15 protein-coding genes are annotated in these 15,565 nt (G+C 67.3%); 3 read left to right on the forward strand and 12 right to left on the reverse strand.

The window, feature by feature from the left end; all coding sequences use genetic code 11:
- Positions 1 to 4: 4 nt before the first annotated feature.
- From ACQKLX_RS08270 to ACQKLX_RS08285, 4 genes are read right to left on the reverse strand one after another with little or no spacing between them, the layout of a single operon-like run.
- Positions 5 to 961 carry a TMAO reductase system protein TorT gene (locus ACQKLX_RS08270; RefSeq protein WP_427361092.1) on the reverse strand — a complete coding sequence of 319 codons (957 nt, stop codon included), beginning with the start codon at positions 959 to 961 and terminating at the stop codon, positions 5 to 7.
- Positions 958 to 1,923 (reverse strand): ABC transporter permease, encoded by a 966-nt coding sequence (locus tag ACQKLX_RS08275; RefSeq protein WP_427361093.1) that lies wholly within the window; start codon positions 1,921 to 1,923, stop codon positions 958 to 960. The genes ACQKLX_RS08270 and ACQKLX_RS08275 overlap by 4 nt, the downstream gene beginning before the upstream one ends.
- Positions 1,920 to 2,921: an ABC transporter permease gene (locus ACQKLX_RS08280; RefSeq protein WP_427361094.1), complete on the reverse strand. Its 1,002-nt coding sequence runs from the start codon at positions 2,919 to 2,921 to the stop codon at positions 1,920 to 1,922. Before ACQKLX_RS08280 ends, ACQKLX_RS08275 begins: the two co-directional genes overlap by 4 nt.
- On the reverse strand, positions 2,918 to 4,420 hold the full coding sequence (locus tag ACQKLX_RS08285; protein ID WP_427361095.1) for a sugar ABC transporter ATP-binding protein: 1,503 nt from the start codon (positions 4,418 to 4,420) through the stop codon (positions 2,918 to 2,920). The genes ACQKLX_RS08280 and ACQKLX_RS08285 overlap by 4 nt, the downstream gene beginning before the upstream one ends.
- 139 nt (positions 4,421 to 4,559) lie before the next feature.
- On the opposite strand from ACQKLX_RS08285, the gene ACQKLX_RS08290 reads away from it, so the two are divergent.
- Entirely contained in the window at positions 4,560 to 5,543 is a 984-nt protein-coding gene (locus ACQKLX_RS08290; RefSeq protein WP_427361096.1) for a LysR substrate-binding domain-containing protein, read from the forward strand.
- A gap of 77 nt (positions 5,544 to 5,620) precedes the next feature.
- Positions 5,621 to 6,127, forward strand: a complete 507-nt coding sequence (locus ACQKLX_RS08295; RefSeq protein ID WP_427361097.1) for a RidA family protein — start codon at positions 5,621 to 5,623, stop codon at positions 6,125 to 6,127.
- Between the two features lie 121 nt (positions 6,128 to 6,248).
- On the opposite strand, the gene ACQKLX_RS08300 is transcribed toward ACQKLX_RS08295, so the two are convergent.
- The 5 genes from ACQKLX_RS08300 to ACQKLX_RS08320 form a co-directional block, all read right to left on the reverse strand.
- On the reverse strand, positions 6,249 to 6,704 hold the full coding sequence (locus tag ACQKLX_RS08300) for a MaoC family dehydratase (protein ID WP_427361098.1): 456 nt from the start codon (positions 6,702 to 6,704) through the stop codon (positions 6,249 to 6,251).
- Between the two features lie 28 nt (positions 6,705 to 6,732).
- Positions 6,733 to 7,506 carry an enoyl-CoA hydratase/isomerase family protein gene (locus ACQKLX_RS08305; protein ID WP_427361099.1) on the reverse strand — a complete coding sequence of 258 codons (774 nt, stop codon included), beginning with the start codon at positions 7,504 to 7,506 and terminating at the stop codon, positions 6,733 to 6,735.
- Positions 7,507 to 7,523: 17 nt separating this feature from the next.
- Positions 7,524 to 8,714, reverse strand: coding sequence for a CaiB/BaiF CoA transferase family protein (locus tag ACQKLX_RS08310; RefSeq protein WP_427361100.1), 1,191 nt, complete (start codon positions 8,712 to 8,714; stop codon positions 7,524 to 7,526).
- 70 nt (positions 8,715 to 8,784) lie between these two features.
- On the reverse strand, positions 8,785 to 9,759 hold the full coding sequence (locus tag ACQKLX_RS08315; RefSeq protein WP_427361101.1) for a Bug family tripartite tricarboxylate transporter substrate binding protein: 975 nt from the start codon (positions 9,757 to 9,759) through the stop codon (positions 8,785 to 8,787).
- Between the two features lie 40 nt (positions 9,760 to 9,799).
- On the reverse strand, positions 9,800 to 11,470 hold the full coding sequence (locus tag ACQKLX_RS08320) for a flavin-containing monooxygenase (protein ID WP_427361102.1): 1,671 nt from the start codon (positions 11,468 to 11,470) through the stop codon (positions 9,800 to 9,802).
- Positions 11,471 to 11,610: 140 nt separating this feature from the next.
- On the opposite strand from ACQKLX_RS08320, the gene ACQKLX_RS08325 reads away from it, so the two are divergent.
- Positions 11,611 to 12,480 (forward strand): HpcH/HpaI aldolase/citrate lyase family protein, encoded by an 870-nt coding sequence (locus tag ACQKLX_RS08325; protein WP_427361103.1) that lies wholly within the window; start codon positions 11,611 to 11,613, stop codon positions 12,478 to 12,480.
- A 9-nt stretch (positions 12,481 to 12,489) separates the two neighbouring features.
- Here the strand turns inward: ACQKLX_RS08325 and ACQKLX_RS08330 are convergent, their stop codons facing one another.
- The 3 genes from ACQKLX_RS08330 to ACQKLX_RS08340 form a co-directional block, all read right to left on the reverse strand.
- Entirely contained in the window at positions 12,490 to 13,236 is a 747-nt protein-coding gene (locus tag ACQKLX_RS08330; protein ID WP_427361104.1) for a FadR/GntR family transcriptional regulator, read from the reverse strand.
- An 82-nt stretch (positions 13,237 to 13,318) separates the two neighbouring features.
- A complete protein-coding gene (locus ACQKLX_RS08335; RefSeq protein ID WP_427361105.1) occupies positions 13,319 to 14,491 on the reverse strand; it encodes a CaiB/BaiF CoA transferase family protein in 1,173 nt (390 codons plus the stop codon).
- Positions 14,488 to 15,510, reverse strand: coding sequence for an NADP-dependent oxidoreductase (locus ACQKLX_RS08340; protein WP_427361106.1), 1,023 nt, complete (start codon positions 15,508 to 15,510; stop codon positions 14,488 to 14,490). The genes ACQKLX_RS08335 and ACQKLX_RS08340 overlap by 4 nt, the downstream gene beginning before the upstream one ends.
- Between the last annotated feature and the right edge of the window lie 55 nt (positions 15,511 to 15,565).

Genomic DNA, 15,565 nt, shown 5'->3' on the forward strand with positions numbered 1-15,565 from the left:
TCCGTCAGGGGCGATAATCGGCCGGGGCGACGACCGAGGAGAGGTCGACGGTCGCGACGTTCTCGCGCGTCACCAGCAGGGCCGGCAGCACGACGCGCGCCTCGACCGGCTGCTTGGCAGAGGCCTTCAGCGCCTGCGCCATCGCGGCCTTGCCCTGGGCGACGACCTGCTGGATCGAGGTGCAGGCGATATCGCCGTCCTTCAGCATCTGCTGGGCGGTCGGGCTGAAATTCGAAGCCGAGACCTTGACCGGTTTGCTCGCCGACTTGAAGGCCGAGACGACGCCGGCGGCCATGTCGTCGGTCGCGGCATAGATGCCGGCGAGGTCGGGGAAGCGCTGCGTCCAGTCCTCGGCGGTGCCGAGCGCGGCGTTGCGATTGTCGGCGAGGCGCGATTCCGCGACGATCTTGACGTCGGGCGCCGCCTTGGCGAGTGCCTCGCGGAAGCCCTTGGCGCGCAGGTCCGACCAGGCCTGGCCGGCGGGGCCTGCCATCATCGCGACCGTACCCTTGCCGCCGACCGCCTTGGCGAGGCATTCGGCCTGGAGCTTGCCCATGTCGGCATGGTCGGCGCTGACCAGCGAGGCGAGCTTCGGCGTATTTGGCGGCGAGGAGATGCCGACCACCGGGATGCCGGCCTCGATCGCGCGCTCGACGATCGGCTTGACCGCATCGCCATTGGTGGCACCGATCACGATCCCGGAGACCTTGCGCTGGATCAGGTCCTGCACCTGGGCGATCTGCTGCGAGGCATTGGCGTCGCCGCCGGCATTGAGCTTCAGCACCTTGGCGCCGCCCGCCTTCGCCTCGTTCTCCATGCCGTAGACGGCCGAGATCCAGAAGGAAGAGGCGAGGTTGGGAACGGCGATGCCGATCGTCTTCTCCTGGGCGAGGGCCGGCTGCGCCAGCGCGGCGGCAGCGATCGAGGCGAGCAGGAGGCGACGGCGGGACAGGGATGTCATGGCGATATGTCCTTGGGCTGGCGGTTGCGGGACAGAAGCGAGCGGAGGGCGGTGTCCATCAGGCCGGAGCCGAGGATGACGAGGCCGACGGTGACCTGCGCCAGGAAGGGCGAGACGCCGGTGAGGTTGAGCCCGGTCAGCACGACCTGGACGAAGAAGGCGCCGGCAGCGACCGCGATGGCATTGGCGACGCCGCCGGACAGGGCCGTTCCGCCGATGATCGCGGCGGCGATCGCCTGCAATTCCATGCCGGCGCCTTCGGTCGGCAGGCCGGCGCCGGCCCGCGCCGTCATCAGCGCGCCGGCGAGCCCGGCGAAGAGGCCGCAGAGCTGGTAGGCGCGGATCTGGAGCGCGCCGGCATCGGCGCCTACCAGGCTGACCGCTTCGGGATTGGCGCCGAGCATCAGGATGCGCTTGCCGAGCGTGGCATGGCTCAGGAGGAACTGGGCACCGAGGACGCAGGCAAGGGCAAGCCAGGCGAGCGGCGGCAGGCCGAGCACAGGGTCGAAGGCGAGGCTGGTCGCATGCCCGGCCTCGGTGAGCGGCACGGCCTGGCCGTCATCGCTGACCAGCAGGGCAACGCCTTTCAGTGCGACCAGCGAGCCGAGCGTCGCGACGATCGGCTGCAGCGCGAGGCGGCCGACCAGCCAGCCGTTCAGCGTGCCGCAGGCGAGGCCGACCAGCGGGGCGACGATCAGACCCGCCAGTCCGAAGCTGTTGGCGGCCATGGCAGCGAGCGTTCCGGCGAGCGCCGCGATGGCGCCGACCGAGATGTCGAAACCGCGGGCGGCGAGGGCGAACATCTGCCCGGTCGCGAGCAGGACGAGGACCCAGGCCTGGCCGGCGATGCTGGCGGCGTTGCCGAGCGAGAGGAAGCCGGGGGCGATCGCGGCGAAGACGAGGCTGGCGGCGATGATGCCTGCGGGAGCGACCAGCAGACGGGGAGCGATGACTTGGTTCATCCGCGCGTCCCGTTGGTCAGCACGCGGACTGCATTGCCGAGGAAGGCCCAGTCGCGCTGGAGCAGCACGGCGGCGACGATGAGCGTGCCGAGCAGGATGAGCTGGTAGGCGGTCGGCAGGTTCAGCAGCACCACGATGTTGTTGAGCATGGCGACGATCAGCACGCCGCAGGCAACCTGCAGGACATTGCCGCGTCCGCCGCCGAGCGGCAGCCCGCCGACGGCGCAGGCGGCGATGGTCTCGAAGGGCAGGTTCGGCGCGAGCATGGGCTGGCCCGAAGCGACGCGGCTGGTCAGGATGACGGCGCCGAGCGCGCAGAACAGGCCGGCCACGGCATAGCCGGAGAAGATGAGACGGGGCACAGAGAGGCCGGCGAGCCTGGCGGCCGTCGCATTGGCGCCGACCAGATACCAGCCGCGTCCGAGCCGGGTCTTCGCCAACAGCAGATGCAGCGCGGCGAAGGCAGCGGCAGCGCAGAGGACCGGCACGGGGATGCCGAAGACGCGGCCGCGGGCCGGGAAGGAGAAGGCCTCCGAGGGCGGCGCATCGATCGGCAGGCCGCCGGCCAGCCAGGCAGCGAGGCCAGACGCGATCATCAGCATGCCGAGCGTTGCGATAACCGGCGGCACGGAAAAGCGGGCGACGAGCAGGCCGTTGACCATGCCGACGCCCAGGATCAGCAAGCTACCGAGGAGAAAGGCTCCGGTCACACCAGTTGTCGGCAGGGCCATGACGATGACGACGCTCGCCAGAGCTGCCGAGGCGCCGAAGGAGAATTCGATGCCGGCAAGGATGACGACGATGGCCTGGCCGCAGGCGACGATGCCGAGGATGGCGGCGATGCGCAGCACATTCTCGACATTGCCGAGCGTGCCGAAGCGCGGCACCGCCAGGGCGGCCAGTCCGAAGAGCAGCGACGTCACGACGAGGATGGCGGGCGGGCGCAGGAAGGCGGGCATGCTGGAGGAGCCTCGATCGCCGATTGGAAAGCTCGTCATGCCGCGGCCTTTCCGGCGAGTGCGGCCATGATCGCCTCCGTCGAGGCGCCGCTGGGCAGTTCCTGCGCGATCACCCCGTCGCGGACCACGAGATAGCGGTCGCAGAGCGCTGTCAGCTCGTCGAGATCGCTCGACGCGACCAGGACGGCGATGCCGTTGCTGGCCATCTCGATGACGGCGCGATGGATCATGGCACGGGCGGCGACATCGACCCCGCGTGTCGGCTCGAGCAGGACCAGCGCCCGCAGGTTCGGTAGAGCAAGGCAGCGCGCGATCAGCAGCTTCTGCTGGTTGCCGCCGCTGAAGCTCGCGGCCTCGGCATTGGGACGGGCTGGGTGCAAATGCAGGCGGCGTAGCAGCGGCTCGATCGCGTCGCGCTCGCGTGCCTTGCCGAGGAGGCCGCAGGTGGAGAAGCGCCCGAGCGAGCTGGCCGAGGCATTGCCGATCGCGCTGACCGGCGGGAACAGCCCCTCGGCATGGCGGTCGGCGGGTACATAGGCGACGCCGAGGCGGACGGCTTCGCGCCGGTCTCCAAGGGCGAAGCGCTGCTCGCCAATGGCGATCTCGCCCTGGCCAGGCGCTGCGCCGGCCATTGTCGCGGCGATGGCGAGCGCTCCGGAGCCGACCAGACCGGCAAGCCCGACGATTTCGCCGGCGCGTACCGAGAGGTCGAGCCTATGGCCAGTCGCCATGCGGACATTGGCTGTAGTCAGGACGGGTTCCGTCCGGGCGCTGCCGGAACGGTGCTCGTGCTCCACCTGCATGCCCAGCATCGCCTTGACCAGCGTGGCGCGGTCGTGCCGGCCGATCGGGGCGGCATCGATCACGGTCGCGCCGTCGCGCAGCACGGTGACCTCATCGGCAAGGCGTTCGATCTCGTCGAATTTGTGCGAGATGAAGAGCGCGGCCGTGCCGCCGGCGCAGAGATCGCGCACCACGGCGAAGAGCCGATCGGCCTCCGTCTCGTTCAGCGCCGCCGTGGGCTCGTCGAGGACCAGGATGCGGCAATTGCGGCCGACGCCGCGGGCGATCTCGAGCAATTGGCGCTCGCCGAGCGAGAGCGATGAAACCGGACGGTCAAGATCGAGGTCGAGCCCGACCCGGGCGAGCCATGCCTTGGCCTCGTCGCGCGGCACCAGTGCCTTGCGGCTGAGGCCGGCCCGGCCGGCGGCGAGCTGGAAGGCGGAGAGATTGTCGAGGACGGAGAGCTCAGGAAACAGGCTGAGATGCTGGTAGATCGGCACGATCCCCGCGGCGATCGCCTCGGCGACCGAGCGGAAGGCGGCCGGCTTGCCGGCAAGGGCGACGCTGCCGCTGTCGGGCTTCACCGCGCCGACGATGATCTTCACCAGGGTCGACTTGCCGGCGCCGTTCTCGCCGAGCAAGGCGTGGACGCGGCCGCCGTGCAAGGTGAGGTCGGCGCTGCGCAGTGCGCAGGTCGCGCCATAGCGCTTGGCGATGTCGCGCATGGCTAGCGCGATCGCTGGCTCGATCGTCATCGGCAGTTCCCCATTCACCTGATGCGGGCCTCGCGGCAGCAGCGGTGTTGATGGGAGGATGGAGCCGCCGATCGGTCGTCACAAACGAATTGTTCGGCGCTCATGCATGATCTAGTCTCATGCATACGAGAGGTGCTGCATGCGAAAGAGGCGTCTGCCGCCATTGAATGCGCTGCGCGGCTTCGACGCTGCGGCCCGCCACCTGTCCTTCACCAAAGCGGCCGAGGAGCTGAACCTGACGCAGGGTGCGGTGAGCCGTCAGGTCAAGGAGCTCGAGCTCCATCTTGGGCAGGAGCTGTTCCACCGTTTCACCCGCAGGATCGAGCTCACCGCCGAGGGCGAGCAGTTCTTCCACAGCGTCGAGAGCATGCTCGACGAGCTCGAGCGCGCCGCCGGCCGCTTCACCCGGCGCCGCGACCGGGCAGTGCTGACGGTGTCCGTGCTGCCGACGATCGCCTCGGTCTGGCTGATGCCGCGGCTCCATCACTTCACCAGCCAGCACCCGGAGATCGAGCTGCGGGTCGTCTCCTCGATCGAGCCCGCCGACCTGCTCGCGCATGACGCGGATGTCGCGATCCGCGTCGGCCGGCTGCCCGGCCGGCACTACGAACGCAACCAGCCGCGCATCGAATTGTCGATGCTCACGCGCTGGGACGGAGTCCATGCAGACGAACTCTTTCCGGATCGGCTGGTGCCGGTCTGCTCACCTGACCTGATCGGCGAAACGGGCATCACTCCGGCCGATCTGGCGCGCTGGCCGCTCATCCATACCTCGACGCGCCGCCATGCCTGGCCGGACTGGCTCAAGGCCCATGGCGTCCGCGCGGCGATCGAGATCGAGCAGGCCCTGCAGTTCGGGCACTTCTTCATGTCACTGGATGCGGCACGGCAGGGCCGCGGCATCGCGCTCGTTCCCGACATCGTGCTGGCGCACCAGGACGGGATGCGTGAGCTCGTGATGCCCGTTGCGGGCGGTCTCGACAGTGCCGGCGAGTACTATCTGCTGATCCACGAGACGCGTCTGGACGAGCGCCACGTTCAGCAATTCCGCTCCTGGGCGCTCTCCGAGGCTTTTCGAGCTCGGGATGCGCTGCCCGAGGTCACGCATGAGCCAGTCTCATAGATAGACGGCTATTTTTTCGATTGTGAACCGGCCCCGCTTCAATGCTGCTTCAAGGCACCGAAACGAGGGGGACAACCATGCCGGGCTTCAAGGCTTTCGCCATCGTATGGCTGTTGACGGGAACACAGGCTGCCATGAGTGCCGACATCGAACGTTTCCGCCTGGATGACGCATCGCCGTACAAGAACCAGTTCCTGGAATCGCTGCTGGTTCCCTCCGGGACCGACCTTCTGATGCTGAGCGGAGTGACGCCACCGGTCATCGACGCGACGGTTCCAGATGACACCGTCGCCGCCTATGGCGACACCGAGACGCAGACGCGTGGAATCCTCAAAGCCATCGCGGCAACGCTCGCCAAGCGCGGGTTCTCGATGAATGACATCGTCAAGATGCAGGCTTTCCTCGTCGGCGATCCCGCCAAAGGCGGCAAGGCCGACTTCCAGGCCTTCTCCAAGGCGTATCTGGAGTTCTTCGGCACATCCCAGACCCCGAATATTCCGGTCCGCACCCGGGCTCAGGTCACCAGCCTCGTCTGGCCGGGCTGGCTGGTGGAAGTTGAGGTCATCGCAGCAAGGCGGCGCTGATTTTGCTGGAGGAAAAAATGCTGAATGCCCCGGACGGCCTTGCGCCCGAGATCGCGGTCGGACTGCAAACTGAACGAGAGACTTCAACTGCCGCACGTGCTTGTCGTCGCCTTTGCCTCGATCAAGCTGCCCGCCGCTTCTGAAGTCCGGAACGCCGGCATTGGGCAACGAGGTCGCCATGCTGGTTATAGGCACGGTGCAGGAAGGTGACGATACCGGCCTGCGGTCGTGACCGACTCTCACGCAACTCGACGACCTCGGTCTCGACCCTGATCGTATCGCCATGGAAGAGCGGCTTGGGAAAGCGCACCTCGTCCCAGCCGAGATTGGCGACCGCCGTTCCGAGCGTGGTGTCGCCGACCGAGATGCCGACCATCAGCCCGAGTGTGAAGGCGCTGTTGACGATGCGCTGGCCGAACTCGGTCTCGGTGCGGCAATACTCCTCGTCGAGATGCAGATAGGCCGGATTGTGGGTCAGCGCGCTGAACCAGACATTGTCCGCTTCCGTGATGGTGCGGCGGATCTCGTGGCGGAAGATCTGCCCGACGGAGAGCTCGTCGAAGTAAAGGCCAGCCATTGTCGCTCCTCGACTGAAATGCTGCGGGTCAGGCCCCGGTGTAACGGGGCGGCCGCTTCTCGCTGAAGGCTAAGGCGCCCTCGCTTGCGTCGGCGCTGGTCTGGAGCAGACGCAGCATCAACTGCTCCAGCCGAAGGCCGCTGGCGAGGTCGACATCGCGGCTGCGCAGCGCCAGCTCCTTCGCCGCCTGAACGGCCAGCGGCGCGTTCTCGGCAATGCGGTCGGCATAATCCAGCGCCGCCGGCATGAGTTCATCGGGCTCGACGACCCGATTGACCAGCCCCCAGCGCTCGGCCGTCGCGGCGTCGATGCTGTCGCCGGTGAGGAGAAGCTCCATCGCGATCGCATGCGGCAATTGCTGGATCAGGCGCTGCGTACCGCCATTGGCGGGAAAGAGCCCACGCTTGACTTCGGAGACCGAGAACGTCGCGTGCCTTGCCGCGACGCGGATATCGGTCGAGAGCAGCAAGGTCGTGCCGCCGCCGAGGCAGACGCCATTCACGGCCGCGATCACTGGCTTCCAGATCTCCAGCCCGCGATTGAGGAGCTGGCCCTGCTGGGTGAGCATCAGCTCGGCGAGCGGTGCGGGAGCGGCGGTGAAGCTCTTGAGGTCGGCACCGGCGCTGAAGGCCTTGTCACCGGCGCCGGTGATGATCGCTGCGCGGATCGCCGGGTTGTCCCGCACTTCGGTCCAGGCCCTGGAGAGTCCGGCATAATGCTCGGCGTCCATGGCGTTGCGCCGCTCCGGGCGGTTGATGGTGATGATCGCGACGGCACCATTCCGGTCGAGGTCGATGGACATGAGCCTCGTTCACCTCTTCAGGCAACCGCGCGCAGTTCGCGCAGCGCCGCGATCTCGTTCTGGGAGAGGCCGATCTCGGCCAGCACCGCATCCGTATCCTGCCCGAGTAGCGGCGGCGGCAGGCCGGGCTTCACCGGTTCGCCATCGAAGCGCACCGGCTGGGCGATGCCCTTGAGACCGCCAGCCGCAGGATGCTCGTAGTCGAGCACCATCCCGCTCGCGGCGGTATGCGGATGGGCCAGGAGTTGCACCAGCGAATTGATCGGCGAACAGGGAATGCCGACCCGCGACAATGTCTCGTGCCAATGCGCTACCGTGCCGCCCGCCAGCGCGGCCTGAACCCGCGCCAGTGTCTGCGCCCGGTTGCGGACGCGATCGGCATTGCTGCGGAAATCCGGGTGGTCGACGATCTCCTGCAAGCCGGTGGCGGCACAGAATTTCCGCCAGAGATTGTCGTTGGCGACGCCGATCATGATCGGCCCGTCCTGCGCCTCGAAGGCCTGGTAGGGGCAGAGCGACTCGTGGCTCGAGCCGCATTTGGCCGGCTGCACACCCTTCTCCCAGAAGGTCTGGAGATTGTAGCCGAGCAGGCCCATCGCGGTGTCGTAGAGCGAGACGTTGACCGTGCCGCCCTGCCCGGTCACCGCACGCTGATAGAGCAGGGCGAGAATGCCGCTCAGCGCATGCGTGCCGGTCATCTGGTCGATCGGCGAGATCGGGCTGCGGATATGGCCGCCGCTCTCGTCGCCGGTCAGCGCCATCACGCCGCAGAAGGCCTGCAGGATGACGTCGTAGCCGGGCGCATCGCGCATCGGGCCGGCGCGGCCGAAACCCGAAATGCTGCAATAGATCAGCCGCGGATTGAGCCCGCGCAACGTCGTAGCATCGATGCCGAGGCGCTCGACCACCCCGGTGCCGAAGCTTTCGATCGCGATGTCGCAGCTCCTGGCGAGGCGATGCACGACTGCCCGCCCCTGCTCGGTCTTGAGATCGACCGCGATGCTGCGCTTGTTGCGATTGGCGCTGAGGAAGACGGCGCCGAGCCCGGGCGCGCGGAAGGGGGGCCAGCCGCGGGTCTCGTCGCCGGTGCCGACCGCCTCGACCTTGATGACGTCGGCTCCCATCTCGCCGAGATATTGCGCGCAGAGCGGACCGGCGAGGACCTTGGTCAGGTCGAGGACTTTCACACCTTGAAGCGGCTTGGCCACGATCGATCTCCCGCGCCCTCGACCGGGCGCTTCACTCTGTCTGATGGGAATGGGCAGGGCCCGGCCGCGATCACTTGCGCTCGATCTTGGCGATCTCGACCAGGTCGACCCAGCGCTTCGCATCCTCCTCGACGAAGGCGCCGAGCTCCGCCGGACTGGTCGAGAGCACCTCCGAGCCGATCTGGTTGATGAAGGCGATCATCTCGGGATCACGCAGCAGCGTGTTGAGCGCGGTGTTGAGCTTCTGCACGATCGGCTGCGGCGTGCCGGCCGGCGCGAAGGCGGCGACCCAGGCGACGATGTTGAAGTCGCGAACGCCGAGCTCCATCAGGGTCGGCAGTTCCGGCAGGCTCGCGATCCGCTTCGGCCCGGTCACTGCCAGCACCTTGAACTTCTTCTCCCGGATCATGCCGAGCGCGCTGGCGGGATCCGGGAAGAAGACGTCGATGCGACCGCCGATCAGGTCGGTCATCGCCTGCGGCGTGCCGCGATAGGGCACATTGACCATGTCGAAGCCGAGCAGGGATTTCAGCAATTCGCCGGAAGCCCGCCCGCCGGTATTGCCGCTGCCATAGGAGAGCGGCGGCTTCGCCGCCTTGGCCGCCTTGACGAAGCCGCCGAAATCCTCGGCCGGGAAGTCCGAGCGAACCGCCAGCATGTAGGGGATGCGGATGACGCCGCCGATCGGGGCGAAGTCCTTTTTCGGATCGTAGGGCAGGTGCTGGTAGATGCTGGGATTGGCAGAGTGCGTGGTGTTGGTGGTGATCAGCAGGGTGTACCCGTCCGGGGTCGCACTCGCGACCTGGCGTGCGGCGATGATGCCGTCGGCACCGGCCTTGTTCTCGACGATGAAGCCCTGCCCGAGCTGCTTCTGCAGGCCCTCGCCGACCTTTCGCGCTACGGCATCGGTGGCGCTGCCCGCCGGGAACGGCACGATCAGCGTGACTGGCCGCTGCGGATAGCTCTCCGCTTGTGCCTGCGCGGCTCCAGCCCCAGCCGCCAGCGCGGCTGCGACCAGCAGCGCTCTCCTCGTCAAACCCGTCATCCGCAATCTCCCTGGAAATGACCGCCCGGCACGTCTGCCACTAAAGCGCTGCGCATGGCTCGGGCTTGATCCCGAGCGCCGGCGCGGCGGCGAGACGAAAGCCGCGATAGCCCTCGGCGGCGACCTCGTCGCAGATGCGCCGGTAGACGTTCACGCCGCCGATATAGGGCATGAACACCCGCGTCTTTCCGGGAACATTGGCGCCCATGTACCAGGAGTTGGCCTGCGGATAGAGCGTGCGGTGCGCGACCTCGTTGACATGGGCGACCCAGTCGTCCTGCGCCGCCTGTTCGGGCTCGATCGTCCGGACCCCGTGCCGGTGCAGATGCACCAGGCAGTCGGCGATCCAGTCGACATGCTGCTCGATCGAGACGATGACATTGCTCAGCACCGAAGGGCTGCCCGGCCCGGTGACGCTGAACAGGTTGGGGAAGCCGGCGATCATCAGGCCAAGATAGCTCCGCGGACCGGCCGACCAGGCCTCCTTGAGCGTCGCGCCACCGCGGCCGCTGATGGCGATGGCATCAAGCGCGCCGGTCATCGCATCGAAGCCGGTGGCGAAGATGATCGCGTCGAAGGCGTAGTCGCGCCCGCCGATGCGCAGGCCGTCCTGCGTCAGCCGCTCGATCGGCGCCCGGCGGACATCGACCAACGTGACGTTGTCGCGGTTGAAGGTCTCGTAATAATCGGTGTCGACGCAGATGCGCTTGGCTCCGAGCGGGTGGCCATGTGGCAGCAGCGCCTCCGCGGTCTGCGGATCGGCGACGGTTGCGCGAATCTTGCCGCGGACGAACTCGGCGGCGGTGTCATTGGCCGCCTTGTCGACCAGGATGTCGTTGTAGGCGTGCATGAAATTGGCACCGCCCTGCTGCCAGCGCCGCTCGTATTCGCGCCGGCGCGTCTCCGCATCGACGGCGAGCGCGCCCTTGTCGCTGAACTCGTAGATCGTGCCTGAGCGCGTCTCCTCGCGAGCGCGCCGGCGCAACGCGGCATAGTCCCGCTTCCAGGATTGCTCATAGGCGTCGGTCATCGCCCAGTTGCGGGCCGGCACGCTGAAATTCGGTGTGCGCTGGAAGACGGTGAGGTGCCCTGCCTGCGCCGCGATCGGCGGGATCGCCTGGATCGCGGACGAGCCCGTGCCGATGACGCCGACGCTCAGCCCGCTGAAGTCGACACCCTCATGCGGCCAATGCCCGGTGTGGAAGACGCTGCCACGATAATCCGCCATGCCGGGGAAATCGGGGATACGCGCGGCCGACAGGCAGCCCGTCGCCATGATGCAGAAGCGTGCGGCGATCCGGGCGCCCGCCTGCGTCGTCAGCGTCCATTCGGCCGCGTCCTCGTCATAAGTCGCGGACGCGATGCGCGTATCTAGGCTGATGTCGCGGCGCAAGTCGAAGCGATCGGCGACATGGTTGATGTAGCTGAGGATCTCGGGCTGGGTGGCAAAGCGCTCACTCCAGCGCCAGTCCTGCTGCAGCGCCTCGTCGAAGGAGTAGGAGTACTGCATGCTTTCGACGTCGCAGCGCGCGCCGGGATAGCGGTTCCAAAACCAGGTGCCGCCGACATCCGAGCCGGCCTCGCAGACGCGGACGGAAAAGCCGAGGCCGCGCAGCCTGTGCAGCATGTAGAGCCCGGAAAAGCCGGCACCGACGATCACGACATCGAAGCGGCTTTCGCCGACCGGCACAGCCTTGGCCTCCGTCGTCATGAGCTGCGCCCTCCTGTCCGGCCGTCACGTGCTGCCGATCTTTGACACTAGGCTAGCGCAAATTATAAAATGGTCAAACCATTTGACGATTATCGAGCCAGCACGCTAATCCTGTCATCACGACACAGGGAGGCGCCCCCATGCGACTGCGTTCACTGCTCTTCGTTCCGGCCGACAGCGAGCGGAAATTCGCCAAGGCCCAGGCCAGCGGCGCCGACGGGCTGATCCTCGATCTCGAGGACGCGGTCGCGCCGACGCGCAAGCCGCTGGCGCGCGAGATGGTCCAGGAGATGCTCGCAGCGGACGCATCGCGGAACTGGGGCTTCTGGGTTCGCGTCAACGCGCTCGACACCGGGCTGACGCTGGAGGACCTCTCGGCCGTGGTCCGGCCCGGGCTCGACGGGATCATGGTGCCGAAAGCCAATGGCGCAGCCGACATCGTCCGGATCGGCCATTATCTCGATGCACTGGAGACGCGCAGCGGCATGGCGCGCGGCACGGTCAAAGTCATCGTCGTGTCGACCGAGACCGCGGTCGCGATGTTCAACCTCGGCAGCTACGCCCCGGCGCATGAACGGCTCGCCGGCCTGACCTGGGGCGCGGAGGATTTGGGCGCCGTCGTCGGCTCCAGCACCAACAAGCAGCCGGATGGCGACTGGACCCAGCCCTATCGCGTCGTGCGCAGCATGTGCCTGTTTGCGGCAGCCGCCGCCGAAGTCGCACGCATCGACACGCTCTATGCCGATTTCCGCGACCCGCTAGGGCTGGAGGAAAGCTGCCGCATCTCGCAGCGCGACGGCTTCACTGGGCGCATCGCGATCCATCCCGATCAGGTCGAGACGATCAATCGCTGCTTCTCACCTTCGGCGGAGGACCTGGCGCAGGCCAGGCGGATTGTCGCCGCCTTCGACGCCGATCCCGGCATCGGCACGGTTGGCATCGACGGCAAGATGTACGACATCCCGCATCTCAAGCTGGCGCGCGCCATCGTCGCGTCGGCGGAAGACTGAGCGCAGAGCCTATTCCGGCAGGTCGGTTTCCTCGCGTGCCCTGGTCTTGGCGCGCGTCGCCTTGACGTGGCGCTCCATGCGCCGGAAGGCGGCATCACCGTCGCCTGCCTCGATCGCCGCGATGATGCGCTCATGCGCCTTCACCACCTCCTGGCGCAGGCTGGAGGTGTCGTATTCCTCGCTGACGGTCGAGACCACGACGTCATAGGAGATCGAGTAGAGGAAGGCTGCCAGCAGATCGTTGCGGCTCGCCGTCGCGATCGCGTTGTGCCAAGCAATATTGATCTCGGCGAAGCGATCCCGATCGCCCAGAGCCTGCGCCATCTCGGTATTCAGATCGCGCAGGCGGACGATATCGTCCGTGCTCCGGTGCTCGGCGGCAAGCCTGGCGAGACCGGGCTCCAGCGTCTCGCGGGTCTGCTGCAGCGTCCGCAGCGACAGCCGCCGCCCCCGAACGAACTGGGTGACGAAATGCGCCATCGAGTCGTTGCCGGGCCGGCTGACGATATTGCCGCCGAGACGGCCGAGCTTGGTCTTCACCAGCCCTTCGACCTCGAGCTTGCGCAGGGCTTCGCGCACCGAACCGCGGCTCAGGCCGGTCTGGCTGACGAGTTCGCGCTCGGTCGGCAGGTGCGTGCCTTCTTCCAGCGAGCCGTCGAGGATAGTCTGGCGCAGTCTGTCGGCCAGCACCTCATAGGACTTCTGGACGGAGATCCGTCCCAGCATCGGCTCCGGAGAATCGCCCCGTTTCGTCATCTCGCTCGATTCCGCAGACGGCAAACCATATCATACACAGCAAAAGATATAATGGTAAGAGCAAAGACAGGCTAGAGCGCAGCTAGTCCCAGCCACCTTGGTCAAGCACCGAGCGCGTATGTTCTCCGAGATGCGGCGGTGCTCGTCGCAGGGCCGGCCGCCAATTGCTCCAGTCGCCGACCGGGCCGAACAGCCGCAGTCTCTCGCCGTCCGGACAGGTCGTGTCCTGGAAAAAGCCGGTGGCCTGCAAATGCGGATCGTCGCAGAGCTCTTCCAGCGAGCGCATCGCGACCGCAGTGAGTCCAGCCTCCCGCAAGGTCGCGACCCAATGAGCAGTGGAATGCTCGCGGGTGATCGCTCCGACCATCTCGAACAGGGCATCGCTGTGAATGGTCCGCGCCGTCATGTCGGTGAGCCGGGTATCGCGTGACAGGTCGGGGTCGCGGCCGACCACCTTCAGGAAGCTGCGCCACTGCGCGTCCGTGTAGATCATGCAGCAGATGTGCCCGTCCCTGGTCGGGAACGGACCGCGGTCGCGCACCATCAGGCGCGGATAGCCGATCGGAGCGGAAGCCGGCTTGAAAGTCTCGCCGAAGAGATGATCGCCGAAGAGCAGGCTCGCCAGCGTCTCGAACATCGGGATGCCGAGCTCGCAACCAGTGCCGGTTCGCTCGCGCTGGTACAGCGCCGCGCTCATCAGGCCGAAGGCGTAGAGCCCGACCGTGCGATCAGCCAGATTGGCGGGAACATAGCGCGGCTGGCCGCCGCTGGTGCGGCCGAGCAGATCGGCAAGGCCGGAGATCGCCTGGATCAGGTCGTCGAAGGCACCCTGCTCTGCATAGGGACCACGCTGTCCAAACCCGAACAGCCCGGCATAGATCAGGCCCGGATTGAGCGCCGAGAGCGCCTCATAACCAAGCCCGAGGCGGGCCATGGCCTGCGGGCGCATCGAGTGCACGAACAGGTCGGCATCGGCGGCGAGCCGCAGCAGCGCCGCGCGTCCGTCCGGGCTCTTCAGGTCGAGCACGACGCTGCGCTTGTTGCGGTTGAGGTGGACGAACAGCGGCCCGCGATCCGAGCCCGGCGGCGCGCCGGCCTTGCGCAGGATGTCGCCTTCCGGCGGCTCGATCTTGATCACGTCGGCGCCGAGATCGGCGAGCAGTTGCGTCGCCAATGGCCCCATGACGATCGCCGTCAGGTCGACAACACGGACGCCGGCCAGCGGCGCAAGGTTCGGTGCAGGGGATTCGCTCACGCCTTCAGTCGTACGAGCTGCTTGCCGAAATTGCGACCCGTCATCATGCGCAGGAACGCCTCGGGCATGCGCTCGAAGCCGTCGAGGACATCCTCTTTGGTCTGGATCCTGCCCTCGCGATGCCAGGCCGCAAGCCGCGCCATCGCCTCGCCCCGCCGATGCCACCAGTCGAAGGCGATGAAGCCTTGCACCAGCGCCCGCGTCACGATCAGGCGCGAGGAAGCGCGCAGCCCGATATCCTCCTGCTCGAAATCATTGGCGAGCGCTATGCGGCCGCAGATGGCGACGCGCGCCCCGACGGCGAGATTGCGCAGCACCGCGTCATGGATCGGCCCGCCGGTATTGTCGAAGAAGACATCGATGCCGCCGGGCGCGAGCGCCGCCAGGGCAGCGCTGAGGTCATTCGTCGTCTTGTAGTTGAGCGTTTCGTCGAAGCCGACGGAGCGGCACCAGGCCAGCTTCTCGTCGGAGCCGGCGATGCCGATCACGCGCGCGCCGCAGAGCTTGCCGATCTGCCCGACGAGTTGGCCAACCGCACCCGAGGCGGCGGAGACGACAAGCGTGTCGCCAGGCTTAGGCCGGCCGATCTCGAACAGCCCGATATAAGCGGTCAAGCCGGGCATGCCGAGCCAGGAGAGCGTCGCCTGCGGCGGGCCGAGCGCCGAATCGACCTTGTTGGCCTTGGCCGCTCCGGGCAGATCCGGCGTCAGCACCGCATATTCCTGCCAGCCGAAGCCCATCGCCTCAGCGATGTCGCCGGGCTTCCAGTCCGGATGATTGGAGGCGACGACCTCGCCGACGCCCCCACCCTGCATCAGCTCGCCGATGCCGACGCCCTTGGCATAATTCGTCGAGGAGCTGATGCGGCCACGCATATAGGGGTCGAGCGAGAGCCATTGCGTCCGGACCAGGATCTGGCCTGGCCCGGGTTCCGGCATCGGTGCCTCGTGCAGACTCCAGGTCTCGAGCGTCGGCATACCCTGCGGATGCGAGGCAAGACGCCATTGGTGGTTCGTCATCGTCGTCTCCTCGCTCGCACCCGCAGGCCCGACCCTGGCACGAAGCCAGGGCCGC

The sequence above is a fragment of the Allobosea sp. NPDC003192 genome (genome assembly GCF_050275675.1).
In the GTDB taxonomy this organism is placed as follows: Bacteria; Pseudomonadota; Alphaproteobacteria; order Rhizobiales; family Beijerinckiaceae; genus Allobosea.